The 24,585-nt window shown below is 54.7% G+C and carries 20 protein-coding genes and 1 pseudogene; 20 read left to right on the top strand and 1 reads right to left on the bottom strand.

From position 1 onward, the window contains the following. Positions 1–48: 48 nt before the first annotated feature. The gene (locus tag QAO71_RS04190; RefSeq protein ID WP_280165308.1) at positions 49–1,557 is read right to left on the bottom strand and encodes a CoA-acylating methylmalonate-semialdehyde dehydrogenase; all 1,509 of its coding nucleotides are present in this window, start codon (positions 1,555–1,557) and stop codon (positions 49–51) included. Positions 1,558–1,681: 124 nt separating this feature from the next. On the opposite strand from QAO71_RS04190, the gene QAO71_RS04195 reads away from it, so the two are divergent. The 20 genes and pseudogenes from QAO71_RS04195 to QAO71_RS04290 all read left to right on the top strand — a co-directional run bounded on the left by QAO71_RS04195 (position 1,682) and on the right by QAO71_RS04290 (position 24,584). Further along, positions 1,682–2,599, top strand: coding sequence for a LysR family transcriptional regulator (locus tag QAO71_RS04195; RefSeq protein WP_280165309.1), 918 nt, complete (start codon positions 1,682–1,684; stop codon positions 2,597–2,599). Between the two features lie 399 nt (positions 2,600–2,998). Further along, positions 2,999–4,366, top strand: a complete 1,368-nt coding sequence (locus tag QAO71_RS04200; RefSeq protein WP_280165310.1) for a DUF1329 domain-containing protein — start codon at positions 2,999–3,001, stop codon at positions 4,364–4,366. 117 nt (positions 4,367–4,483) lie between these two features. Continuing rightward, a complete protein-coding gene (locus QAO71_RS04205; RefSeq protein ID WP_280165311.1) occupies positions 4,484–5,269 on the top strand; it encodes an SDR family oxidoreductase in 786 nt (261 codons plus the stop codon). A 30-nt stretch (positions 5,270–5,299) separates the two neighbouring features. Continuing rightward, positions 5,300–5,752: an SRPBCC family protein gene (locus QAO71_RS04210; protein ID WP_280165312.1), complete on the top strand. Its 453-nt coding sequence runs from the start codon at positions 5,300–5,302 to the stop codon at positions 5,750–5,752. Positions 5,753–5,785: 33 nt separating this feature from the next. Beyond that, positions 5,786–7,402 (top strand): GMC family oxidoreductase N-terminal domain-containing protein, encoded by a 1,617-nt coding sequence (locus tag QAO71_RS04215; RefSeq protein ID WP_280165313.1) that lies wholly within the window; start codon positions 5,786–5,788, stop codon positions 7,400–7,402. A gap of 169 nt (positions 7,403–7,571) precedes the next feature. After that, entirely contained in the window at positions 7,572–8,102 is a 531-nt protein-coding gene (locus tag QAO71_RS04220; protein WP_280165314.1) for a nuclear transport factor 2 family protein, read from the top strand. Then, positions 8,099–8,632 (top strand): nuclear transport factor 2 family protein, encoded by a 534-nt coding sequence (locus QAO71_RS04225; protein WP_280165315.1) that lies wholly within the window; start codon positions 8,099–8,101, stop codon positions 8,630–8,632. The genes QAO71_RS04220 and QAO71_RS04225 overlap by 4 nt, the downstream gene beginning before the upstream one ends. 35 nt (positions 8,633–8,667) lie before the next feature. Further along, a complete protein-coding gene (locus QAO71_RS04230; protein WP_280165316.1) occupies positions 8,668–9,993 on the top strand; it encodes an aromatic ring-hydroxylating dioxygenase subunit alpha in 1,326 nt (441 codons plus the stop codon). Between the two features lie 251 nt (positions 9,994–10,244). Next, positions 10,245–11,864: a DUF1302 family protein gene (locus QAO71_RS04235; RefSeq protein WP_280165317.1), complete on the top strand. Its 1,620-nt coding sequence runs from the start codon at positions 10,245–10,247 to the stop codon at positions 11,862–11,864. Between the two features lie 21 nt (positions 11,865–11,885). Then, positions 11,886–12,686 carry an SDR family oxidoreductase gene (locus QAO71_RS04240; RefSeq protein ID WP_280165318.1) on the top strand — a complete coding sequence of 267 codons (801 nt, stop codon included), beginning with the start codon at positions 11,886–11,888 and terminating at the stop codon, positions 12,684–12,686. A 115-nt stretch (positions 12,687–12,801) separates the two neighbouring features. Then, the gene (locus tag QAO71_RS04245; protein WP_280165319.1) at positions 12,802–13,887 is read left to right on the top strand and encodes an NADP-dependent oxidoreductase; all 1,086 of its coding nucleotides are present in this window, start codon (positions 12,802–12,804) and stop codon (positions 13,885–13,887) included. Then, positions 13,880–14,641 carry an SDR family oxidoreductase gene (locus QAO71_RS04250; protein WP_280165320.1) on the top strand — a complete coding sequence of 254 codons (762 nt, stop codon included), beginning with the start codon at positions 13,880–13,882 and terminating at the stop codon, positions 14,639–14,641. The genes QAO71_RS04245 and QAO71_RS04250 overlap by 8 nt, the downstream gene beginning before the upstream one ends. Before the next feature lie 334 nt (positions 14,642–14,975). Further along, a pseudogene (locus QAO71_RS04255) lies at positions 14,976–15,164 on the top strand (NADP-dependent oxidoreductase); the annotation flags it as partial. A 75-nt stretch (positions 15,165–15,239) separates the two neighbouring features. Then, positions 15,240–15,857, top strand: coding sequence for an NADP-dependent oxidoreductase (locus QAO71_RS04260; RefSeq protein WP_280165656.1), 618 nt, complete (start codon positions 15,240–15,242; stop codon positions 15,855–15,857). Between the two features lie 64 nt (positions 15,858–15,921). Continuing rightward, positions 15,922–17,295 (top strand): DUF1329 domain-containing protein, encoded by a 1,374-nt coding sequence (locus QAO71_RS04265; RefSeq protein WP_280165321.1) that lies wholly within the window; start codon positions 15,922–15,924, stop codon positions 17,293–17,295. A 72-nt stretch (positions 17,296–17,367) separates the two neighbouring features. Beyond that, positions 17,368–18,081 (top strand): SDR family oxidoreductase, encoded by a 714-nt coding sequence (locus tag QAO71_RS04270; protein WP_280165322.1) that lies wholly within the window; start codon positions 17,368–17,370, stop codon positions 18,079–18,081. 31 nt (positions 18,082–18,112) lie between these two features. Continuing rightward, a complete protein-coding gene (locus tag QAO71_RS04275; RefSeq protein ID WP_280165323.1) occupies positions 18,113–19,822 on the top strand; it encodes an arylsulfatase in 1,710 nt (569 codons plus the stop codon). Positions 19,823–20,129: 307 nt separating this feature from the next. Beyond that, positions 20,130–21,275, top strand: a complete 1,146-nt coding sequence (locus QAO71_RS04280) for a YCF48-related protein (RefSeq protein ID WP_280165324.1) — start codon at positions 20,130–20,132, stop codon at positions 21,273–21,275. An 11-nt stretch (positions 21,276–21,286) separates the two neighbouring features. Next, positions 21,287–23,704, top strand: a complete 2,418-nt coding sequence (locus QAO71_RS04285) for an MMPL family transporter (protein WP_280165325.1) — start codon at positions 21,287–21,289, stop codon at positions 23,702–23,704. 82 nt (positions 23,705–23,786) lie between these two features. Further along, positions 23,787–24,584: a ThuA domain-containing protein gene (locus tag QAO71_RS04290; RefSeq protein ID WP_280165326.1), complete on the top strand. Its 798-nt coding sequence runs from the start codon at positions 23,787–23,789 to the stop codon at positions 24,582–24,584. Position 24,585: the final 1 nt, after the last annotated feature.

Consider the following 24,585-nt stretch of genomic DNA (forward strand, 5'->3'; position numbering starts at 1 on the left):
ACTCCAATAAAAAGAGGCCGGCCCATCTTTCTGGCCGGCCCGTAAAGCTTACTTCAGCGTGATGGTGGTGTTGACCGCGGCGGCCTGCTCGTCATCATCGAACCAGCGGGCGGTGACGGTTTTGGTCTGGGTGTAGAACAGGATTACCTGCTTGCCGTAGGGACCCAGATCGCCCAGCTTGGAGCCCCGCGAGCCGCTGAAGGAGAACAGCGGGACCGGCACCGGAATCGGTACGTTGATACCCACCTGACCAACGTCGATATCTTCCTGGAAGCGGCGGGCGATGCCACCGGAGCGGGTAAAGATGGCGGTGCCGTTACCATTCGGGTTGGCGTTAATGATGTCGATTGCCTCATCCAGATTGTCCGCCTGCATCACGCACAACACCGGCCCGAAGATTTCGTCATCATAGATAGTCATGCCCGGCTTGACGCCGGCAAAGATGGTCGGACCAACGAAGTTGCCGTCCGCATAACCGGGTACGTCGGGGTTGCGGCCGTCGAGTACCAGCTCGGCGCCCTCGTCGATGCCTTTCTGGATAAAGCCGTTGACGCGTTCCAGGGCTGCGGTAGAAATGACCGGGCCGACATCGGTGCCCGGCTCGACACCACCACTGACCTTCAGGGTTTGCGCCTTGCGTGCCAGCTCCGGCAGCCAGTTGCGCGCCTCGCCGACCAGAATGACCACCGGCAGCGCCATGCAGCGCTGGCCGGCCGCGCCGAAGGCGGCGCCGATCAGGTTGTTCAGGGTCTGTTCCTTGTTGGCGTCGGGCATGACGATGGCGTGGTTCTTGGCGCCCATCATGCACTGCACACGCTTGCCGGCCTGGGTGGCACGGTTGTATACGTGGGTGCCGACATGGGTGGAGCCGACGAAGGACACCGCCTTGATGTCCGGGTGATCACAGATACCATTCACTGCGTCCACACCACCGTGGATCACGTTCAGCACACCGGCCGGGATGCCGGCTTCCAGTGCCAGCTCGACCAGGCGCATGGTGACCATCGGGTCCTGCTCGGAGGGCTTGAGCACGAAGGTGTTCCCGGTGGCGATGGCCATCGGGAACATCCACAATGGGATCATCGCCGGGAAGTTGAACGGGGTGATGCCGGCGCAGACGCCCAGCGGCTGCATCAGGGTATAGGTGTCCACGCCACCAGCCACGTTGTTGGCCAACTCGCCCAGTTGCAGGTTGCCTACTGCAGAAGCATGCTCCACTACTTCCAGCCCACGGAACACATCACCTTCAGCGTCGGCCAGGGTCTTGCCTTGCTCGGCAGTCAGAATGGCGGCCAGCTCCTTGATGTTCTCGCGGATCAGCTGCTGATACTTGAGGAAGATACGGGCGCGGGCGCCGATCGGCGTCTTGCGCCAGGTCTTGAAGGCGTCCTTGGCGCTGGCTACTGCGGCATTGATCTCATCCTGGGTAGCGAAGGGCACACGGGCCAGGACTTCCTGGGTCGCGGGGTTGATGACATCGCGCCATTGATCAGTCTTCGATTCGATGAATTCGCCGTTGATCAGCAGTTTGACGGTGGGGATGTTGTTATTGCTCATTGTTGTCCTCTGGGCCGCGGCCCTTGTCGTCTTGGAAGATGTCATGGATAGTAGCAGTGCGTTTTTCCCATAAACAATTGGCTCATTCGCAAGTTGAGTCTGCGTTTTTGCACAGGGGTTGGATATGGACTGGGATAACCTGCGGTTTTTCCTCGAATTAAGCAGAGCAGGGCGGCTGACCACAGCGGCGCGGCGACTCGGCGTGGACCACACCACGGTATCCAGACGGCTGCAGGCCTTGGAGAAAAGTCTCGGCGTGGCGCTATTCCTCCGTGATACCAGTGGCTACACCCTGACCGAAGCCGGGCGCAGCCTGTTGCCGCAAGTCGAGTTGATGGAAGGGGCCAGCGTGCGTATCGAGCAGGCGCTACCCAATCCGGGTGAAACCCTGTCCGGCCAGGTGCGCATCGGTGCTACCGAGGGTTACGGCACCATGCTGGTGGCCGGCCAATTGAGTGAGCTCAGTCACCGCCACCCGCACCTGCACCTCGATCTGCTGGCGCTGCCGCGCGCCGTGCGCTTGTCCCGCCATGAGGCCGATATCGTCATCACCCTGGAGCGCCCAGAGCGCGGGCCGTTCATCATTACCAAGCTCACCGACTATGTATTGCGCCTGTATGCTGGCAAGGATTACCTGCAGCAGCACGGCCCGGTCACCAGCCGCAGCGATCTGGAAAAACACCGCTTCGTCAGCTATGTGGATGATCTGGTGTTCAGCAAGGACCTGCTGTTTCTCGACGAGATTGCCGGTTCCGGCGCGGTCGGGGTACGCAGTACCAGCGTGCTGGCTCAGCAGGAAGCCATCGCCGCTGGGGCCGGGCTGGGCATTTTGCCGGCCTTTACTGCCGACAGCGATCCCCGCCTGAGCCTGATCATGCCAGCGCAGATTCGCTTTATTCGTACCTTCTGGATGCTGATGCCGATCGAGCTGAAGGATATTGCGCGGATGCGGACGACGTGGAACCACTTGAAGTCAGCTGCGGAACAGGCCGCGCCGGCGTTGATGGGGCGTGGGGTACCTTCGACAGTAGGGCGGAGATAGGTAAAAAATTAGAAACAGTATTGATTGTTTTGTGATTGGCGGCTAGGGTGTTTGAACCTAAACGTAGGTGCTCTTTGTTGCTGGAAAGAAAAACCCGTACTTCTGACTATTGACCTGTAACGGTCGAAAATAAAAATAAGAGGGGTAACCGTCATGTTTCTCAATTTGGATTATCATTCTTTCTCACTCGCCACGTGCGATTCCTTCTGCCTTTTTCCTTCATCGCTTCCCTGACGTTTATCTATCCGGCAATCGCTTGCTGGGTGGCCTCAACGTGCAGTGCTATCCGTTCGCCGCTACTACGACTGAAATGTATGTCAGTGGCCACAGGTAACGGAAGCAGTGATGTCTGTTTGTAATTGATAATTTAAGGCCGATTGGCAAGAAAAAGGCGTGGTTATGAAAATAAAGTACTTATCTTTGGCTCTGGCCATGGGGATGACGCTTAGCACTGCAACAGTTGCAGCCGTATCGGAAGAAGAAGCTGGACGCCTAGGCCAGGACCTCACGCCATGGGGCGCAGAGCAAGCCGCGAACGCCGATGGCAGCATTCCCGCTTACACTGGCGGTATCGAATCGCCGGCCGGTTACGACCCCAGTAAACCAGGTATTCGTCCAGACCCGTTTGCCGATGAGCCGATACTGTTCACCATAGATGCCGGCAACTTCCGGGAGCACAGCGCACGATTGACCTCAGCATCAATCGCCATGTTCGAGCGGTACCCCGAGTTCAAGATCAACGTCTATCCAAGCCACCGCACGGCTCGCTATCCGCAGCATTTCCTGGATGCAACGCGAAAGAATGCGACCAGTTGTACACTGCAAGATGAGCTGCGGCTGCAAGGCTGTTGGGCAGGTACTCCTTTCCCCATTCCGAAAAGCGGAAGCGAGGTGATGTGGAATCGCTACATGAAATACGAAGGTTATGCCTTCATGAGCGAAGACCTGAAAACCACCATAGTCAATGGTTCTGGTTCCGTAATCGATACGGCAGGTCAAACTCAGTGGAACCAGTACCCTTTATGGGACCCTGCCAGAAGCGAACCGCTGACAGGAGACGAGGTCAACGAAGTTCTGCGCGCTGACTATCACGCTCCGGTGCGTAAAGCAGGGGAAAAACTGGTTATTCATGATTCGCTGGACATGCTGACTAATGCGCGCCGTGCGTGGAGCTATCTGATAGGTCAGCGCAGGGTAAAGCTTTCACCTGATGTCGCCTATGATACGCCGTCCCCAGCCGGGGCAGGGATCGGAACGGTTGATGATTCCTCGGTTTTTTACGGCGCCTTTGATAGGTACAACTTTGAACTCAAGGGAAAAAAGGAAGTTTATCTCCCCTATAACATGTTCAAGATGTACGACACGGCCCAGTGTGGACGTGATCAGGTCTTTACCCCGAACTTCCCCAACCCGGATTGTGTGCGCTGGGAGCTGCATAGGGTGTGGGTTGTCGAAGCCACTCTCAAGGCAGGCAAGCGCCATATATACCCTCGCCGAACGCTTTACTGGGATGAAGACTTCCTGGGGGTGGGAATGAGTGCTTCCTACGATAGCACCGGCTCGGTCTACCGCGTTGTGCACTCGGAAAGCTTTCCCAAATATGAAAGCTACGGACATATCAGTGGCCAATTTGTTACCCATGACCTGAAAACAGGCGCCTATGCCCGACAGGCGTACTCCACCGGCGAGTCAGGCTGGCAAGACATTGAACCCAAGCCGATGAGTTTCTTTTCGCCCCAATCAATGACTGGAGGCGGCGTGAGGTAAAGCTTGGGCGCAAGCGAAAGAGGGTTGCGCCGGGGCCAGAAATCACGGCAAGCCAGGCACTTGGCCATTATGAGCAAAGCGTAAATCCGTTTACAGATATAGATGTTAGGAGGTGACATGAGTCAGTTGTTTAATAAGGTGGCCATCGTTCTGGGCGCGGCAGGCAAGGACAATATGGGCCAGGTAATTGCCCGCCGATTACATGCCGAAGGTGCCAAAGCTGTTGTGGCAGGCCGCAACCTGGAAGAGCTGGATTGCTTGGCTGCAGAGCTGAATGGCTTAGCCGTCTGCTGCGACATTACCAGCAAGGCGGATATCGAAAATCTGTTCTGCGCAGCGATTACCCGTTACGGCCATGTTGATATCGTGGTTAACGCCACAGGCTGGGGGCTGCTGAAATCGTTTGAGGAAACGACCGAAGCCGACTTGAGAAAGATGTCTGATCTGCAATATATCGGACCCTATATGCTGTTTCAGGAAGCGGTCAAACGGGTAACTGCGCCTGCTTCGCTGATTCAAATCAGTTCGGCAACGGCCAAGATCATGTTTGAAGATCATTCTGCCTATATGGGCACCAAGGCCGGGATTGACCACGTGGTGCGCTGTATTGCGAATGAGTATGGCAATAAAGGTATTCGTGCCAATTCGGTGTCTCCAGGCTTGACCGAAACACCAATGACCGCGGAAGCGAAACAGACCCCTGGTCTGTTCGATGCCTTTGTCGCCGGTTACCCGCTGGGCCGGATTGGAACCTCGGAAGACATTGCCTCGGCTATTGTGTGGTTGGCGGGTGACGAGTGCTTTATGACCGGTGAAAACCTCCAGGTAAATGGCGGCCTCACACTGCGGCGTAACCCGATGAAATCGGAAATCGAAGCTGCGGTAGTTGCCGCGGCTCAGTAATCAAACAACCAGGTGAACGGGGCAGAAAGCATGAACGAGATCACAACAAGTCACGAATTTCCTTTCAAGTCGGACGCGTTATGGGAGCTGCTCGCCGACTTTGCTCACATTGAGCGCTGGTGGCCCAGGGATGCCCAGGCGATTCAGATCGAAAAGATCGAAGTTGAAGGAGAGGGTGTTGGTCTTGTTCGTCACATCTTCAACGTGGGATTTCCGCACGCGATCAGTGAGCGCCTCGACTTTCTGGATCCTGAAAACAAGGTTTACAAGCTTTCAATGGTCAAGCAGCTGCCGGCGGGTCTTACGGAGTATCAGGCGACTGGTGTTGTCACCGACGTTCCTGGCGGCTGCCGGTTGGAATACGTCGGCCGATTCTCTGCCGCTGAACAAGATTTGGCTACCGCAAATGAATTCTTGCAAGGGGTTTATCAGTTCATGTATCGGGGGCTCGAAGAAGCCCTGGAGCGTGAATCCAGCCACTGAGCTGCCTCTTTTCTGACGCTTTGAGACGATTAAATGCAAACTTATGACTACATCATTGTTGGTGCGGGCTCTGCTGGCTGCGTGTTGGCCAACCGTCTCAGCGCTGATGGTTTTCAGGTGCTGCTGCTGGAGGCGGGCGGTTGGGACAAGAGCCCTCTGATCAGCATGCCCAAGGGCTTCGCCAAGCTGGTGAGTGATCCGAAACATGCCTGGCACTTTCCGGTACAACAGCCGCGCAAGGCTGGCACTGAATCGACCGAGGCCTGGGTTCGTGGCAAGGTAGTCGGTGGCTCCAGTTCCATCAATGGCATGATCTATGTGCGCGGTCAGCCTGAGGACTATGCGCGCTGGGAAGAGCTGGCCGGTGCGAACTGGGGCTGGTCGGCCATGCGTCAGGCGTTCAGGTCCATTGAGGATCATGAGTTGGGAGCCGACGAGCTTCGCGGTGCTGGTGGGCCAGTGCATATCAGTGCCGGTAAGTACCGTTATCCGGTTAGCGAGGCGTTGATCCAGGCGGGAGAGCAGAAAGGGCTGAGCCGTCTGGAGGATTTCAATCGCGAAGACCAGGAGGGAGTGGGTTACTACGCTCACACCATCAAGCAGGGCAAGCGGCAGAGTTCGGCGGTCGCTTTTCTGCATCCCGTGTTGTCACGGCCTAACCTGCAGGTAGTTACCGGTGCGCTGGTGGAGCGAGTACTGTTTACCGACAAGCGTGCCTCTGGGGTGCGCTGCCGGGTCAATGACGTTATCCAGGAGTATGCCTGTAGCGGCGAGGTGATTCTGTGCGCGGGTACGCTTATCAGCCCGAAAATCCTCCAGCTGTCGGGTATCGGCGATGCCGATACGTTGACGCGTGCCGGTGTCACGCCGCTGGTCCATAGCCCGGAAGTGGGGCAAAATCTGATGGATCATCTGGGGTTTCTGATTCCCTATCGGCTGAAGAACGACAAAGGGTTGAATCACAAGTTCCGTGGCCTTGGTCTGCTGAAAAGTGTGGCCGAATACTACACGCGAAAGTCCGGACCCATGGCCACAGGACCCTTTGAAGTCGGTGCTTTCATCCGCACTCGGCAAGAGCTGCCGCGACCTGATGCGCAGTTGTATCTCAGTGCATTTACCTATCCGCGCAGCGAAGACAACTTCCCAGTTCCCGATGGAGTGGAAGACCAGCCAGGGGTGACCGTGTACGGTCAGTTGCTCAAGCTCAGCAGTCGGGGCAAGCTGCATATTGCGTCAAGCGATCCTCAGGCGCCGCTGCAAATAACGCCCAACTGGCTGACTACTGAGGAAGACCGCCAGGCGGCGGTCGGCATGGTGCACTACATGCGTGACTATATGCGTCAGCCAGCGTTGCAGCACTATGTGGGAGAGGAGTTGTTGCCTGCCGGTGTGGTAGCTGATGACCAGGCGATTCTGGACTATTTTACTACTGCTTCACTGTGTGGGACGCATGCGGTGGGTACCTGCCGCATGGGCATGGATGCGGCCTCGGTAGTCGATGAACAACTGTGTGTACGGGGCGTTGAAGGTGTGCGGGTGGTGGACTGCTCGGTCATGCCGGCGCTGGTGTCGGCCAACACCAATGGTCCCGCCATGGCGCTGGGCTGGCGTGCCGCCGACCTTATCCTGAATAGAAACAATCAAAGCTGATTCGGTGGCAGGTCAATTTCCGGTACCTAGAGAGGATTTTGAAAAGGGCTTGATGTTAAATAAAAACAGATTGACATGTTTTCATGCTAGGCGTAAATTTAAATTATTCCTCTATGTTTGATAGCTGAAAGCTCTATTAATAAATCTAATAAATAGATGAGGTTTTACTATGTCTCTCGTTTCCGAGCAGGCGTTGCTGGGCGAGGTGGAAGCCAAGCAAGCGCTACATTTGCTCAACTCTCTTTTTTGTCGCGCGCACGATCGAGCCGACCGTGGCTTGATGATGTCCCTCTTTACTGCTGACGCGAGCATTGATTGTGGCAGCTTCCAGGGCAGCGCGGAACCCTATATCGTTTCTGTCACCGAACTGAGTGATGAAATCGAGCGTACCTTCAGCTCTGTGTCCAATGAGATCTTCTATATTACCGGCGATGAAGCCAGGGGTGAGGTCTGCCTGATCAACTTTACGACGGTGGTCAATGACGGTGTAAAGACAGACCGTTTGACCGGCGGTCGCTACCTCGACAAATACCGTAAGGTTGGCGGTGCCTGGAAGATCGAGCACCGCAGTTTTGTACATGACTGGAATATGAATCAGCCGACCACTGCGGTGTGGGATGAAGGGCTGTTCGGGTTGTTCAAACTGCGTGGCACGCGCGATAGATCGGACCCGGTGTACGGGATGTTGGAGGCCCTATGAGCGAGCTTTCCGCACGACTTCAGGCGGTGCTTGACCGGCAGGCAATACAAGATCAGATGACCCGATATTGCCAGGCCATCGACCGCTGCGATCTCCAGATGCTGAAGTCCGTCTTTCACTCCGATGGCGAAGTTGACTTCGGTATCTTCCAGGGCAATGCTTGGGAGTTCTGTGAATACAACCTGCCGTTTATCAAAGAGAACCTGGTGATGGGTTGGCATCGTTACGCCACCGTTATCATTGATCTGGACGGTTATCGGGCGAAGGCGGAATCGTCCATGTTGGGTAACGCTGCCGCACAGCTCCTTGATGGCAGTTTGATCAACTGTCCTGACGGTATGCGCTATCTGGATCAATGGGAGAAACGGCAGGGTGTGTGGCGCCTGTTTTCTCGCAATCTGATCCTTGACTGGAACGCAGCCTGGCCTTTCAGTCAGCAGGACGGTGGCCACTACGCCCAATTCCAGCGGCGCGGCAAACGCGACATGTCTGATCCTGTATATGCTTACGATCTGATGAACCCACAATAAGTATGGCTCAAGCCACCCCCGGTAGGAGATGCTTTATGAACGCCCAATTTGATGTGCTAGCGAAGAAAACGCGTGAAGCCCTGGTTCGCCCGGATTTTTTGCGAGGAGACCCCATTACAGGGGATCGATACTACAGTGTCGACTTCATGCAAAAGGAATGGGAGCACGTGTTTACTCGAACTTGGCAAGTTGGCGCTGTTGAGGCTCAATTCCCAAAGGTCGGCTGTGTAGTAACCCATGAAATAGGTAACGAGTCCATATTGATGATTCGTGATGAGGGCGATCGGATCCGCGCGTTTTATAATGTCTGCCAGCATCGCGGCAACCGCATGATCAACTGCGAGGAAACGCAGGTACGGCGCCTGGTTTGCAGCTATCACAGCTGGTGCTATGGCCTGAATGGGCAGTTGCTTATTGCCAAAGACTCTGAGGATTTTCCTCAGGGCAATCCTGTTGGAAAGCTGAGCCTGAAAGAGTTGCGCTGTGAAACCTTTGCCGGACTGGTTTGGATCAACATGGATCACGACGCTATTCCGCTACGGGATTCGCTGGGGGTAGTGGCTGATCAATTTGAAGCCTATGAAATGGATAAGATGGTCAGGGTCATGCATCTCACCGCTGAAGTCGACTGTAACTGGAAAGTGATCCAGGACAACTTCAACGAGTCCTACCATGTCCAGTCTCTGCATAAAGAGCTGGCAACTCACATTGATGATGATTATCAGAATACTGATTTTGAGTTATATCAAAATGGTCATAGCCGTATGCTGATGAAGGGGCACTTGCCTGCAGGTCCTAACAAAAGCAAGAAAGTGCAGGCACCGCTCGATAGCCTTATGCGGGACTGGGGGCTGGATCCGGCCGAGTTTGATGGGCAGGTCGAACGTGTGCGCAGCGCCATGCAAGTGCAAAAGCGCAAGCTGGGCGCTGGACGCGGCTACACCCAGTACGACAACCTGTCAGACGACCAATTGACTGACTATCACCATTACACGCTTTTTCCCAACTTGTCCTTCACGCTTGCGGCGGAGAGTTTTCAGATCCTGCGGCCCCAGCCCCATCCAACTGATCCGGAGAAGTGCCTCTTCGACCATTGGTTCTTCGTGCGCCCCTCAGAAGGTGAGCCCGATGTGGGTACACCGTTGGGTGAGTTGGTGCCGCCTAAGCCAGCCAAACACCATGTGTTCAAGCATGGTGAGGCGTCCATGGGCTTTGTTGCCGATCAGGACCTGAGTATCGCCATCGCTCAGCAGCGAGGATTTCATTCTCGTGGCTACCAAGACTCTTATCTCGCGCGGCAGGAAGATCGGGTGCGCCGGTATCATGAACGTATTAATGACTATATTGCCGGCAGTATTTGAGTTCGGAGATGGCCGGTATCGACCGTACTCGTAGCTGCTTCCGAGAATAGAGTCACGAATTGTCTTGTCATTTTGAGAACGCGCATGCCTTGCTCGTTATAGGAGCAAGGTTGGGGAGGTATTTTTATCGGGATGTTGAAAAAAGCCCCGTGTGATTTAGCGGGGTGGTGCAATAGCAGTATGGCGTGTCAAATAAAAACGATTTAGATTGTTTGTAATTAGGCTTATTCGGCGTCACTTTGGAGAACTTCATGAACAAGAATAAAAAAGCTAATTTACGCCCATCCATCGGTTTGTTGTATCAGGCTATTGGTGGTGCGGCGCTCTCGGTTGCTGCTTTGTCGGCAAGCGCAGCCAGCATTTCGACGAGTAATCCGGATCTAGCGGTGCGCTGGGACAATACGCTGAAATACAATATTGGTATGCGTATGGAGGGGCGCGACAGCTCGTTGGAAAACTCACCGTCCTACCACACCTCCACCTTGTACAAGGATAAGCATGACATCGTGACGAACCGTCTCGACGTCCTTTCGGAATTCGACGTTATCTATCGCAGAAATCACGGCTTCCGGATGTCCGCGGCAGCCTGGAACGACTTTGCCTACGATGATGAAGTTAGCTTCAACCCTGCTTTTGGTAGTTCGCCGTATCCAGACGACCGTTTTACCAGTGATGTAGAGCATTACTACAAGCGCGGTGCGGAAATTCTGGACGCCTTCGTTTTTACCCGGGTTGACGTCGGTGATATGCCACTCAATATTCGCGCTGGCCGCCACAATATCTATTGGGGCGAGTCGATGTTTACGTTCGGCAATAGTATTGCGTATGGTCAGGGACCACTTGACCTGAGAAAGGCAAGTTCGACACCGGGTGTCGAAGCCAAGGAACTCTTTCTTCCGCAAGCCCAGCTATCCGGTTCCATGATGATCAGCGATAGCGTCAGCGTTGCAGCAAACTATTTGTTTGAGTGGGATGCACACCGCTTATCTGACGGTGGTACCTATCTCGGTGCAACCAATGTCAGCTTGCAAGGCGGACAGTTTGTAGGTTTCCCGTATGTCGGCGACGAAAGCAGCGGCCCTTACCGCACGCCGAAGGATCGGGGTAGTTGGGGTGTAAATACCCAGATTCGATCAGAAACATTGGGCGGTAACATTGGCCTTTATTACCGCAACTTTGATGATCGTATGCCCTCAATCCTGTTGGATGCGGCTGCCGGGGTTGCTTATAACGCCTATGCGGAAGACGTGAAGCTATACGGCGTGAGCTATAACCGTCTGGTAGGGCCTGTCTCGGTAGGCTCCGAGCTTTCGTACCGTGAAAACACGCTGCTGGCTACCACCGGCTTCGGGTCTTCGCTGGCTCGCGGTAATACCATGCACGCGCTGGTGAACGCGGTAGCCTTTCTCGGCACCACTTCTTTTTATGACTCTGCTTCTTTGCAGGCTGAACTGTCCTATTCTCGCCTGGTTAGCGTCAACAGTGGCAGCCGGGCCACGTTCAATCATGAGGATTATGCGTGCACAACCACCAGGGACGGTGGTTGCGCGACTGATGATGCGATCGGCTTGAATCTTGGGTTTACACCTACCTGGTATCAAGCGCTGCCCAGCGTCGATATAACCATGCCAGTGAGCTTCGCCTACGGCTTGAGCGGCAACTCCCCAACGCCATTGGGCGCGACGGAAGGGTCCGGTAGTTGGAGTGTCGGGGTGCAGGCGGATATTCATGCGCGTCACACCATCGGCCTTGCCTACAACGACTATTTTGGTCGCTGGGAACGGGAGAATGGCCAGGTAGTCGCTGCTGGCGGTAACGCTCCGTTGCAAGATCGTGGCTGGTTGTCGCTGACCTTGAAAACCGCGTTTTAAGATACCGGGGAGGCATTGATTGTGAAACAACTTGAAAACAAGGTGGCCCTGATTCTCGGCGCCGACACCCGTGACAACATGGGACAGGATATTGCGCGGCGCTTTGCTGCAGAGGGGGCACGCATAGTGGTATCCGGCCGCAATGCTGAGGAGTTGGCGCGTTTTGCCGACGATATTGGCGGCTCTTGTAACGTCGCCGATATCACCTCCAAGGCAGAGCTTAAAGCTAGCGTGGCGCATGCAGTCGAGTGGGGCGGCCGCCTGGATATCGCGGTCAACTGTGCGGGTTGGGGGCTGACTAAGGGCTTTCTTGAAACACAGGAAGATGAGCTGGAGAAAATGATTGCACTGCAATTCAAAGGCCCCTTCCTGTTTCTTCAGGCTGTGATTGAGGGGATGGAGCAGGGCGGCTCCATTATTCAGATCAGCTCGGCCACTACCCGCGCACTGATCGAAAATTATGCTGCCTACATCGGGACAAAGGGTGGCATTGATCATGTGGTGCGCTGCGTGGCCAATGAGTTCGGTAGTCGTGGTATTCGCGCCAACTGCATTTCACCCGGGTTGACCGAGACGCCAATGACAGCTGAAGCCATGGCTACCCCCGGCATCCGGGAGTGTTTCACCGCGCGCTATCCGCTGGGCCGCATTGGAACCAAGTCGGATATAGCCGCAGCAGCGGTTTGGCTGGCGAGCGATGAATGCTTTATGACTGGGGAGAACCTTCAGGTAAATGGAGGTTTGTTGCTGCGCAGCAATCCATCCGGTGCGGAGGTTGGGGCTTCTATAGAGCGTGCCTTGAAAGAAAAGGCGGGCAGTTAAGCTTTGTCGTAACCTATTGTATCGGGCGGAGGAGCGCTGGCGGTTTTGCGGTGCTTCCTATTGTTTCGGTGCCTGCTACGTCAGACTTCCCATGGATAATAAAAGGACCTTTCTGATGGCATTGTTCAATCGCCAGCTCTGCCTGGAGTCTCGCCCGATGGGCGTGCCGAGCGAAGACAATATTCGTCTGCGCTGCACTTCCTTGTGTCGGCCGGGCCCGGGGCAGGTTCTGATACAAAATCTTTACCTGTCGATGGATCCTGCCATACGGGGCTGGATGAGCGAGAAGCCCAGCTATATGGCCCCGATAGAGTTGGGCGAGCCAGTACGAGGGTCTACCCTTGGGCGGGTTGTCGAAAGTGCACATCCTGACTTCCAGATTGGCGATATCGCTTTCGGTCTTGCATGCAACGCCTGGGAGGATTTCAGTCTTACCCCTGCGGAGCAGCTCGTACGCATCCCGGCCAACCCGCCTTTCCCGCTCAGCTACTACCTGAGCATCTTCAGTCCGGTAGGGTTGACGCCCTATTTCGGGGTACTCGATATCGCCAAGGCCAAGCCCGGCGATACCATGCTGATCAGCGCTGCAGCGGGCGCGGTCGGCTCTCTCGCCGGTCAGATTGCCCGAATTGCGGGCTGTCGCACGGTCGGGCTGGTCGGAAGTGATGAAAAGTGTAGCTGGATCGTGGATGAGCTGGGTTTTGACGGCGCTATCAATTATAGAAGCTGCACGGATCTGACCAGCGCAATTGCCGAAGCCTGTCCGGAAGGCGTAGACAGCTATTTCGATAATGTTGGTGGTGAGGTTCTCGACGCTGCATTACTGAATATGAACAACTTCGGGCGGATCGTATTTTGCGGCGCGATTGCCCAATATAATAACGAGGACGCAGTGCCTGGGCCGTTCAACTATTGGCAGATTCTTGCCCGTAGCCTGACTGTTCGAGGGTATATGGCGCCGGAGTTTGAAGGCCGTTTTGCCGAGGCAAGGGAGGCGCTGGGCCGCTGGATGTCCGAAGGACGTCTGGTCTTTGCCGAGGAAGTGGTTGATGGGTTGGAGAATACGGTAGAGGCTTTTTCCCGCCTCTTTTCAGGTGCAAATAAAGGCAAGTTGATGGTTAAGTTGCGGGATATATCGGAGCCGCCACCCACCATTGATCAAATACGCGAAGCAGTTGCCCAGGAGTTGAGTCATGCTTGAAAAGCCTGTCACGGTAATAACCGGTGCAGCCGGGGGTATAGGCCTGGCTTGCGCGGTGCATCTTCACGGTCTTGGCCACCAGCTGGTGCTGGTGGACCTTAATCAGAGTCATTTGGAAAAGGCTGCACAGAGCGCTGGCCTCGATGCTGGCCATACGCTGTTGGTGGCTGCCGACGTGTCTCGGGAGGAGGACGTGCAAGGCTATGTTCATGCCGCCATTGAGCGTTTCGGGCGGATCGACGGCTTTGTCAATAACGCCGGTATTGAAGGCACTCCCGCGCTGATAGAAGAGCAGTCGGTGGAAGTGCTTGATCGGGTATATGCCGTGAATGTGCGCGGTGTGTTTCTGGGTTTGAGGCATGTGCTGCCGGTAATGCGGGCCCAGGGCGCTGGCGCAGTCGTCAACCTGTCGTCTCTGGCGGGCATCATGGGCGCGCCTACCCAAGGGGTTTATGTCATGTCCAAGCACGCGGTTATCGGATTGACCCGTACGGCTGCAGTTGAAGCCGCGTCAGGCGGAGTCAGGGTCAATGCGGTACTGCCGGGGACAATCAATACCGAAATGATGCGACGGATAGAACGCGACTCCGGTAACGGTGCGGCAGCGGAATCTGCTAATCGCGCTGCGACGCCGCTGGGGCGCTACGGCGAGCCAAAGGAAATTGCTGCTGTGGTCGCTTTTCTGATCTCGCCCGAAGCCTCCTATGTCACTGGATCGCTGTATACCGCAGATGGCGGTATGAGTCCTTTCTAGAGCCAGGTTCAGCCAACCAGCAGCCGTTGCCCTGCAAGGCTGTTGGTCGCGGACAAAGGGCGGGGCCGCATCGCTAAAAAACAATCAGATGACTTGAAGTAAGAGTGGGAGCGGTGTAAATTAATTAAAAACGTTCAGGTTCGTTTTTATTTTACTCTCAGAAGAATCTGAATAAATTTATAAGAAAAAAGAGTATTTCCATGCCGCTAACGACGCAACGTAAATTGATCTTGCAGCGCCGTCCCCAGGGCGTTCCCACCGCGGAGGATGTCGTCCTTCAGCAGGGTCCCATTGCGGAGCCAGGTGACGATCAGGTCCTGATAAAAATCACTTTTTTTCAATTGATCCGGCGATCCGTGACTGGATGTCTGAAGGCCCCAGTTACCTGCCGCCAATTCGTCTGGGTAACCCTGTACGCAGTACGGTTATCGGTGAAGTTGTGAAAAGTCGTTCAGAGCGTTTTCGTCCAGGCCAGTTGGCCGTCGGGATGGGTTGCTGGGAAGAGTATTCGCTTATTAATGCTGATGAACTGGGCCCTGTTGAGCTCCAGCCCGGTGATGAAGAACAGCACTATCTCAGCATCTACGGTGCGGTGGGTATGACGCCTTATTTCGGGTTGCTGGAAGTAGGCAAGCCGGAAGCTGGTCAGACGGTTCTGGTCAGCGCCGCTGCAGGTGCTGTGGGCTCGCTGGTCGGGCAGATTGCCAAAATACAAGGCTGCCGCGCAGTTGGTATTGCTGGTACGGCGGAGAAATGTCGCTGGCTCGTTGAGGAGCTGGGCTTCGATGCTGCGATCAATTACCGCACGGAGTCCGATCTGGTCGCAGCGATTGGTAATGCCTGTCCGCAGGGTGTGGACGTGTATTTCGACAACGTTGGCGGTGAAGTTCTGGACGCCACGCTACTTAACCTGAACAAGGACGCCCGCATCATTTTCTGCGGCGCCATCTCGAGCTATAACAGCACCGGCCCGGTCCCGGGCCCTTTTAACTATTGGCAAATCCTGGCGCGTAGCGCAACGCTCAAAGGGTATCTTGTTTCTGATCACCTGGATCAATTTCCACAGGGCATAGCCCAAATGCGGGAATGGGTGGGTGAGGGGCGTATTCAGTTCAAGGAACACATTGTCGACGGCCTGGAAAACACCTTGCAAGCATTCAACTTGCTGTTTGAGGGGCGTAACGAAGGCAAGGTGATTGTAAGAGTCGCAACTTGAAAATTGACCAACGAAACACACACGGCTGCCCCGTGAATCCAACAAAAAAAAGTGGAGTCAAATAATGAAACGTTTCGCATGCAGCGTCATCGCTCTCGCCATATCAGGGGGGGCGGCACTCTCGGTACAAGCCGAAGACATGCAAGAGAAGATCAGCCAGATTGGCACCAAGTACACCCCTTGGGGGGCTGAGAAAGAAGGCAATGCTGACGGTAGTATTCCTGCTTATACCGGCCCGATCGCTGTCCCGGCTACCTATGACCCGGCAAAGCCCGGGTATCGCCCTGATCCTTTCGCAGACGAAAAGCCCTTGTACTCGGTCACTTCCGAGAATATGGAGCAGTACGCAGACCAATTGACTGAAGGGATGCAAGCATTACTGCGTATGCATCCGACGTTCAGAATGGATGTCTATCCTACGCATCGCACGGCTTCCTATCCTGACTTGTACGTTGAAAACGCGGAAAAGAACCTGACCGCATGCAAAACGGTAAACGATGAGCTTGGCCTGTCAGGTTGCTACGCCGGGACACCGTTTCCGTTTCCAAAAACCGGTAATGAAGTCATGTGGAACCGGTTGTTGAAGTTTGATCAGTTCGCATTTGAAACGCCGGTTTTCACCGGGAGTGTGGTCGACGCACGAGGCCGAAGAAATATAACCGGCGTCGCAGCGATGAGTATTCAGTATCCGATCTACGATCCCAAGAACACCGGCCCGATTGCTGATGACGCGATCTATGAGATGGTGCGCAACGACTTCACTGATCCGCCGCGCAAAAATGGTCAGAAAACGGTAGTACGTGACTCCATTGATATGGTGGGGACAGGTCGCCGGGCATGGCAGTATCTGCCCGGGCAGCGGCGAGTCAAGCTGGCGCCTGACATCTCTTACGACACCCCCAGCCCTACTGGCGGAGGCGTTGCGGTAACGGATGAGCTGGCTATTTTCTATGGCGCTCTTGATCGGTACGACTTCAAGCTGCAAGGGAAAAAAGAGATGTTCATCCCTTATAACACGTACAAGATTCAGGATCAGGCAGTGTGTCCTGATGACGTCGCGGAAACGCCTGATCATCTGAACCCTGATTGCATGCGCTGGGAGAAACACCGCGTCTGGGTTGTAGAAGCAACGCTCAAAGAAGGCAAGCGCCATGTATATCCCCGGCGGGTGCTGTATTTTGATGAAGATCTTTGGGGTACCGGTATAGGTGACAACTTTGACGCGGCAGGCAACGTTTATCGCGTCACGCATAACCTGCCGATCACGTTCTACGAAGCCAACGGTCACGCTACGGATCAAACCGTGACTTATGACCTGTCTACAGGTGCGTACCATCGCTCGCAGAACACTACCATGGGCGGCGGTTGGGTCATAACCGACGGCAGGCCGGATACTTTTTTCAGTCCGCAGGCTATGTCCGGCGGCGGTATCCGCTGAGTTGTCTGGCGAGGCTCTGCCCAGAGCCTCGTCTTGATTCCTGTTGATTAAGACAATAATAAGGAATGATTTATGCGTTTGAAAAATAAGGTGGCGTTGATAACCGGAGGCGCTTCCGGACTAGGTAAGGTGGATGCGCAGCTGTTCGTGGCTGAAGGCGCGAAAGTTATCATTACCGATGTTAATGACGAGGCAGGCATGGCCTTGGCCGAAGAGCTCGGATGCCGCTATGTACATCATGATGTGAGCCGTGAAGAAGACTGGCAGCGGGTGATGGGCATCGTCACCGCCGAATTTGGCGGGTTGGATGTCCTGGTCAACAACGCTGGCATTGTTCAGGTTGCCGATATCGAGTCGACCTCGTTGGCGCTTTATCAGCGGATGAATGCGGTGCATAACGACGGTACTTTCCTCGGTTGCCGTTACGCCATCGAAGCTATGCGTGAACGCGGTGGATCGATCATCAACATGTCTTCTTTGTCCGCCATTCGTGGCTATCCTCTGGTACCTTCCTACGCTGCGGCTAAAGGCGCCGTGTTGGCGCTTTCACATACGGTTGCGGTTCACTGCCGGGAAAAAGGGTACCCGATCCGCTGCAACAGCGTATTACCAGGTCCCATTGCCACACCGCTGGCACTGACAGTGATTGAAGATGCAAGCGGTATGGGACAGCCCGAAGATGTTGCGAAGATGGTGCTGTTTCTGGCTTCGGATGATTCGCTGCATGTATCTGGCGCAGAGTTTGTGATCGATAACGCGGGTTCCATGGTCGGTGGAGCTGTTTGACTGCCCTCAGATGCAGTAATAGGAAAAAACAATGCAAATAATCCAGCTTCACAAAACTGTTGTGGCCCTCGCGGGTGTTTTAGCGATAGCTGCTACCTCGGTAAATGCGGCGCCCTCCCCAGAGCCCAAAAAATCCGAACCAAGTGAGCGCCCCAACATAATTGTCATCGTTGCAGATGATCTCGCCTTTTCGGATTTGTCGGCATTTGGAAGTGAGATAAGCACGCCCAACCTTGCAGCTATCGCAGAGGGCGGGGTGACGCATACTCATTTCTATACCTCCCCCATGTGCTCCCCCTCTCGCGCCATGTTGCTGACAGGCGTTGAGCAGCATAAGACTGGCTACGGCACTATGGCTGAGTTCCTCGACGATGTTCAGGTTGGGCAGCCCGGATATGAAGGTTATCTTAATAATCGTGTTGCGACTCTAGCCGAGCGGCTTAAGGACGCTGGTTATGCCACAGCAATGTCTGGAAAGTGGCACCTTGGCGAACAATCTCTACCGAGCAATCGGGGGTTTGACCGCAGCTTCGCTCTAGTCGAAGGGGCAGGAAGTCATTTCGATGACTCAGGGTATGCGGATTTCAAGGAGACAGTTACCTATCTTCGTGACGGCAAAGCGGTAAAGCTTCCTGAAGACTTCTATTCAAGTGACTTTTATGTTTCCGAGATGATAGAGCAGATTGATGCCAGCATAGGGGAAGGTAAGCCGTTTTTCGGTTATCTTGCTTTCACTGCGCCGCACTGGCCCCTGCATGCGCCAGCTGAATCTATTGCCAAATATGAAGACGTCTATGCTGGCGGCTGGGAAGTCTTGCGTCGTCAACGTCATCAGGCGCTTCAACGGAGCGGAGTCATTTCGCAGGATGTAGCATTGCCGCCGTCTCACAGAAAGGTGCCCGACTGGGAGAGTTTGTCCGACGAAGAGAAAAAGTATCAGTCCAAACTGATGTCGGTCTACGCGGGGATGGTTGATCGTCTGGACTGGAATGTGGGGCGTCTCATGTCCCATCTTGAAAGTAAGGGCATAAAAGATAATACAATCATTGTATTTACATCTGACAACGGTCCCGAAGCCATCGACTTCACTACTGACCCGATCTTTCCTCCAGCAACGGACTGGGTTGCAGCGAACTTTGATAATAGCTATGAAAAGCTTGGTGGCCCGGAATCCTACCCTTTCTATGGCCGGCCATGGGCTCAGGCCGGCGCTGCGACTCACCGGCTATACAAGACATTCGTTACCCAGGGTGGTACTCATGTCCCGCTGATTATTTCATGGCCGGCAGCAGGTATCGACGACGGTCGAAAGACACGTACATTCTCGACCATGGTTGATGTGGCACCAACGCTGCTGGAAATGGCGGGTGTCGATAGCCAGAAAACCCAGTTCGATGATCGTACTGTGGAGCCGATCTCCGGGTTGTCCATGCTTCCTTATTTAACCGGGAAAGCAGACTCTATTTATCCCCCGATGGAAGGGCAGGGTTTTGAGCTGTTTGGCAATCGCGCATTTATCTCGGGAGACTGGAAAATATTGAGCCTGAGACCTCCGGAGGGCGACGGCAGCTGGACGTTACACAACCTGATCAAGGATCCGGGGGAGACCACAGACCTGTCTGAGGAAAAGCCGGAACTGATGCGTCAGATGGTGGCAAGCTATGAAGATTATGTGAAAAAGAACCGTGTAATCGCACCGCCGGACAAGTTTGAAATGTTCGGTGATCGAAAAGGACATTGATCTCCACGCAGGGGCTGCGGTAGCGGTATTCATCAGGTCGGGCGGAAAGCCCGGCCTGCTGTGGCTGAGGTCCTGTTTGCTGCATAAATAGAGAACCACTCTGCCGTTTGGCATGAGTGGTTTTTCGTATCTTGGCCCGACCAAAAAAGCGTATACAAGACTTGTGTAGTTAGGATGAAGGCGGTATTTTATAAAAAAACGTACAAGAATGTTTTATATAGGTAAGCCCATGCTCCCTGCACCCTTAGCCTCAAGCTTTCTGCCATCCGGCGCCTTCCTTTCAAAGTCATTCGTTCGTGAGACTGCAATGTGTTCACAGTTTTGCTGGCAGACGTTGCTGCGAGCCTGCGCGCTCTTGGCACTCTCGCTGTTCAGCCTCGGGGCGCTCGCATTTGAATCACCTATGGTGCGCCCTGCAACGCCGACGGCGCAGGCGCTATCGCACACGCTGCATGATATCGCCGCCGTTGGCGACCGGATGGTGGCTGTTGGCGTGCACGGCCACATTGCCTATTCCGATGACCAGGGCCATAACTGGCAGCAGGCAAATGTGCCCGTCAGCGAAGATTTGCTAGCCATCAGCTTTGCCGATGAATCATTTGGCCTGGTGGTGGGGCATGGCGGCGTGATTCTGCGGACCCGGGATGCCGGCGAAAGCTGGCAATTGGTGCTTGAAGGCAAGGAGGCTTCACAGCTGTTCGATGAGTTCTATTCCCAGGCTGTGGCGGAGCAATCCATTGATGGCGCAGATATTCTCTATGAGCGCGAGTCCTTCTTGCGCGAATACGGTGGCACGCAATCGCTGATGGATGTGCACTGCGTGAGCACCGAGTTCTGCGTCGCAGTAGGCATTTTTAATCGTCTTCTGATCTCCAGGGATGCTGGGGAAACCTGGCAGCCATGGTCGCATCGAATCGACAATCCGATGGAGCTGCATTTTTATTCCATCCAGCCGTGGAATGAATCGATGCTGATTGCGGGTGAGCAGGGGCATGTCTGGGTGTTCGATCAGCAGCAGGAATACTTCGACCTCAGGTTGACGGGCTACACAGGAACCCTTTTTGGCGCACTGGGAGCAGGCGAGAACATTGTCGCCCACGGCATGCGAGGAACAGTTGTGACTTCGGCTGACCGTGGCAGTAACTGGCAGGAGGTCAATGTAGGTACCAACGCGGGTGTTACAAACGGCGTGGTGAAGTCAGATGGCACTATCGTGCTGGGTACCCTGTCCGGCGATCTTCTCATCAGTGTGGACAACGGGAAAAGCTTCGAGAAGAGGCGCTTGCCCCAGACTATGGGTATTCATTCTCTGGCGCTCCTGGCCGATGAGCGCGTGGCGATCGTCGGTGGTACCGGTTTTTATCCCGCACTGGTGAAAGTTCAAGGCTTGTCTCCGCTGACATTGGAGAATATCGAGAAAGTTACTTTGATCCCCCACAACAACAAGAAGTGATGATAAACACCATGTCTAACCTGAATATAAGAACCACACGCGATAATGACGCTTTTGATCATAGGTCAGGCAGCCTGATTGAACGAGGGATTTTCAATCACCGGGCTCTATTCTTGCTTCTTTGCTTGTTGATCACTGCTTTCTTCATAATGCAGGCAAAAAATCTCGGAGTGAGCGCAAGTTACGACAAGATGCTTCCAAAAGCGCATCCGTATATCCAGAACTTCATGGAGTACCGTGACGGCTTGCGAGGCCTTGGCGACAATATTCGTGTCGTGGTTAAAGTCAAAGAAGGCACCATTTATCAGAAGGATTATCTGAAAACACTGGCGGCAATCAATGATGAGATCTTCATCCTGCACGGTGTAGATAGACCTTGGATGCGATCTTTGGTTACCCCGGTTGTACGGTGGACCGAAGCGACTGAGGAGGGGTTCAGGGGTGGGCCTGTGCTGCCCAACGGATATGACGGTAGTGCCAGGTCTATTGCCCAGTTGGAACAAAACGTCATGCGGGCGGGCTTGGTTGGCAGTCTGGTCTCCAATGACGCGACATCCAGCATGATAGTCATACCCTTGGTATCCCAGGATGCTGACGGCGAGCCGATCGACTATCATGCGTTGGCCACCCAAATAGAAGATATCCGGACTCGGTACGAGGCAGACCCGGAACACCCGGTCAGTATTCATGTGATTGGCTTTGCCAAGTTGATCGGTGATCTGATTGACGGGCTTTACCAGGTCATGGTGTTTTTTGTCGCAGCGTTGATCATCACCCTGGTGATCCTGTTTGCCTATACGCACTGTATCCGTAGCTCAATCCTGGTCATCGCCTGTTCGCTTGTGGGGGTAAGTTGGCAGCTCGGTATGATCGCTGTACTGGGGCTGGATCTGGACCCGTTCTCAATGTTGGTGCCTTTCCTTGTGGTGGCTGTCGGCGTGAGCCATGGCGCGCAAAAAATGAACGGCATCATGCAGGATATCGGTCGCGGCGCTTCACCCTATGTCGCGGCCCGCTTGACCTTCCGCCGCCTGTTTCTGGCTGGTCTTACGGCCCTTGCGGCTGATGTCGCGGGTTTCGCGGTACTCATGGTGATTGATATTGAGGTCATCCGTGAATTGGCGCTGACCGCCAGTATTGGTGTTGGTGTCTTGATCATTACCAACCTGATCATGATCCCCATTCTGATGTCCTATATCGGTGTTTCCCCGCGCGCCGCCAAGCGCAGCCTGGCGGCAGAGCAGAAGCGCACAGGCGAGGCCCACGGTTTTACACATGTCTGGCGCTTTCTGGAGAAATTCACCACCCGCCGTTGGGCTTCAGCGGCGGTTATTGCAACTGTTGCCCTAGCCGCCTGGGGGCTGACCACCTCACGTGATCTGCAGATTGGTGACCTGGATGCTGGCGCACCTGAGCTGCGCCCCGACTCGCGCTACAATCTGGATAACGCCTTTATCACCACCAATTACGGCATATCCAGCGATATCTTCGCCGTTATGGTGGTGACTGCTTACGATGGTTGTCGCGATTATCAGACGATGACGGAGATCGACCGTTTGGCGTGGCACTTGGAGCAAGTGCCGGGGGTTCAGCAGACGAGCTCTCTGGCTCATACGATTCGCAATTACACCTCAGGTATGTTCGAGGGAAATCCCAAGTGGGGCACTATCAGTGATAATCAGGGGCTGATTGATTCCCAAGTGAACAATGCGGTTGCGTGGAACTCCGAGTTCCTTAATACGCACTGTGACCTGACCCCTGTAGTGGCGTTTCTCTCTGATCACAAAGCCGAAACCTTGCAGCGTGTGGTTGATGCTGCCAGTAGCTTTGCGGAGCAAGCCAATAACGATCAGCATCAGTTTCTTCTGGCGGCCGGCAATTCAGGTGTGGACGCTGCAACGAATGCCGTTGTTGATTCATCCAACCGAAAAATGCTGCTCTACGTTTACCTGGTGGTAGCAGCGCTCTGTCTGGTGATATTCCGCAGCTTCCTCGCGCTGATCGTGGCCCTGGTGCCCTTGATGCTGACCTCCATCCTGACGGAAGCCTTGATGGTGCTGTTGGGCATTGGTGTCAAGGTCTCGACCTTGCCTGTTGTCGCGCTGGGGGTGGGTATTGGCATTGACTACGCGATCTATCTATTGAGTTCGCAGCTAGCTTTCCAGCGTATGGGATATGGCGTGAGTGAAGCCTACAGCCGTGCGCTGGCGGCGACCGGGAAAGTTGTCGGTCTAGTGGGCGTCACTTTGGCCGCCGGTGTGATTACCTGGATCTGGTCGCCGATCAAGTTCCAGGCGGACATGGGCATCCTGCTGACCTTCATGTTTGCCTGCAATATGCTGGGAGCCCTGATTCTGGTGCCGGCACTGTCTCACTTTTTGCTGCCGCGCCTGACCAAGCAGGACACGATAGGTCGACCAGGCAGCTGATCCAGATTTTCAAGCGAATGGTGACGAGCAATGCTTCCGCCATTCGCATACCAGGGAACTGAACGGCTGTGGAGTCAGATGAATGAGTAATAAAGAAACGGGACGGATTGATTGCGTGCTTGTCGCGGCCGGCAAATATCACGACATCGATTTTGCGCGCTTGGAGCTTCTCAAGTTGCTAGCCGAAGATGAGCGTATCCGGGTGCGCGTGTTCGAGGATTACAGCAACCTTAAAGCGATCGAGCAGGCGGACTTTCTAGTCACTTATACCTGCGAGGTTTTGCCCAGCCTGGAACAGCAACAGTTTCTCTGTTCCTGGCTGGAACGGGGAGGGCGCTGGTATGCCTTGCACGGCACCAACTCGATTTTGCAGTTTCTGCAAAACGGCCTGGTTGACACGCCGGACTGGGCACCCTTGTTCATGCAGACTCTGGGTACCCAGTTTGCCTCGCATCCACCCTTAGGAGAGTTCAAGGTGCGGGTGGTCAAGCGCGAGGACCCATTGGTGGAGGGCATTTCCGACTTCACCATCCACGACGAGCAGTATCTGGTGGATGCGCGTGCAGACATAGAAGTGCTGCTGGACACCGAGTTCAGCGGCGAGACGCCCGGCTTCGTCAGGGACCAGTGGCCAAGTCAGAGCCACCCGGTGCTCTACCGTCGCGCAATGGGCGCAGGTGGGGTGCTCTATCTGACGCTCGGACACTGCCGAGGCCACTACGACCTGCGCCCGCTCATGGATTATTGGCCTGACGTGGACCGGTGTGCATGGGAATCTCCGATTTTTTTCCAGTTGTTGCGCAAAGGTTTGCAGTGGGCAAAGGAACCAGCGCTTGAGCGAATTACAAATAACCCTTCAATACAGCAAGAAGAGGTATGAC

This window comes from Halopseudomonas sp. SMJS2 (assembly GCF_029866945.1).
Taxonomy (GTDB): domain Bacteria; phylum Pseudomonadota; class Gammaproteobacteria; order Pseudomonadales; family Pseudomonadaceae; genus Halopseudomonas; species Halopseudomonas bauzanensis.

Excerpts from the sequence above, each read along its gene's own strand:
- QAO71_RS04265 (WP_280165321.1), top strand. The coding sequence starts at position 15,922 with ATGAAACGTTTCGCATGCAGCGTCATCGCTCTCGCCATATCAGGGGGG.
- QAO71_RS04250 (WP_280165320.1), top strand. The coding sequence starts at position 13,880 with ATGCTTGAAAAGCCTGTCACGGTAATAACCGGTGCAGCCGGGGGTATA.
- QAO71_RS04205 (WP_280165311.1), top strand. The coding sequence starts at position 4,484 with ATGAGTCAGTTGTTTAATAAGGTGGCCATCGTTCTGGGCGCGGCAGGC.
- QAO71_RS04215 (WP_280165313.1), top strand. The coding sequence starts at position 5,786 with ATGCAAACTTATGACTACATCATTGTTGGTGCGGGCTCTGCTGGCTGC.
- QAO71_RS04230 (WP_280165316.1), top strand. The coding sequence starts at position 8,668 with ATGAACGCCCAATTTGATGTGCTAGCGAAGAAAACGCGTGAAGCCCTG.
- QAO71_RS04220 (WP_280165314.1), top strand. The coding sequence starts at position 7,572 with ATGTCTCTCGTTTCCGAGCAGGCGTTGCTGGGCGAGGTGGAAGCCAAG.
- QAO71_RS04285 (WP_280165325.1), top strand. The coding sequence starts at position 21,287 with ATGTCTAACCTGAATATAAGAACCACACGCGATAATGACGCTTTTGAT.
- QAO71_RS04235 (WP_280165317.1), top strand. The coding sequence starts at position 10,245 with ATGAACAAGAATAAAAAAGCTAATTTACGCCCATCCATCGGTTTGTTG.
- QAO71_RS04270 (WP_280165322.1), top strand. The coding sequence starts at position 17,368 with ATGCGTTTGAAAAATAAGGTGGCGTTGATAACCGGAGGCGCTTCCGGA.
- QAO71_RS04290 (WP_280165326.1), top strand. The coding sequence starts at position 23,787 with ATGAGTAATAAAGAAACGGGACGGATTGATTGCGTGCTTGTCGCGGCC.
- QAO71_RS04200 (WP_280165310.1), top strand. The coding sequence starts at position 2,999 with ATGAAAATAAAGTACTTATCTTTGGCTCTGGCCATGGGGATGACGCTT.
- QAO71_RS04210 (WP_280165312.1), top strand. The coding sequence starts at position 5,300 with ATGAACGAGATCACAACAAGTCACGAATTTCCTTTCAAGTCGGACGCG.
- QAO71_RS04190 (WP_280165308.1), bottom strand. The coding sequence starts at position 1,557 with ATGAGCAATAACAACATCCCCACCGTCAAACTGCTGATCAACGGCGAA.
- QAO71_RS04245 (WP_280165319.1), top strand. The coding sequence starts at position 12,802 with ATGGCATTGTTCAATCGCCAGCTCTGCCTGGAGTCTCGCCCGATGGGC.
- QAO71_RS04195 (WP_280165309.1), top strand. The coding sequence starts at position 1,682 with ATGGACTGGGATAACCTGCGGTTTTTCCTCGAATTAAGCAGAGCAGGG.
- QAO71_RS04280 (WP_280165324.1), top strand. The coding sequence starts at position 20,130 with ATGTGTTCACAGTTTTGCTGGCAGACGTTGCTGCGAGCCTGCGCGCTC.
- QAO71_RS04225 (WP_280165315.1), top strand. The coding sequence starts at position 8,099 with ATGAGCGAGCTTTCCGCACGACTTCAGGCGGTGCTTGACCGGCAGGCA.
- QAO71_RS04275 (WP_280165323.1), top strand. The coding sequence starts at position 18,113 with ATGCAAATAATCCAGCTTCACAAAACTGTTGTGGCCCTCGCGGGTGTT.
- QAO71_RS04260 (WP_280165656.1), top strand. The coding sequence starts at position 15,240 with ATGACGCCTTATTTCGGGTTGCTGGAAGTAGGCAAGCCGGAAGCTGGT.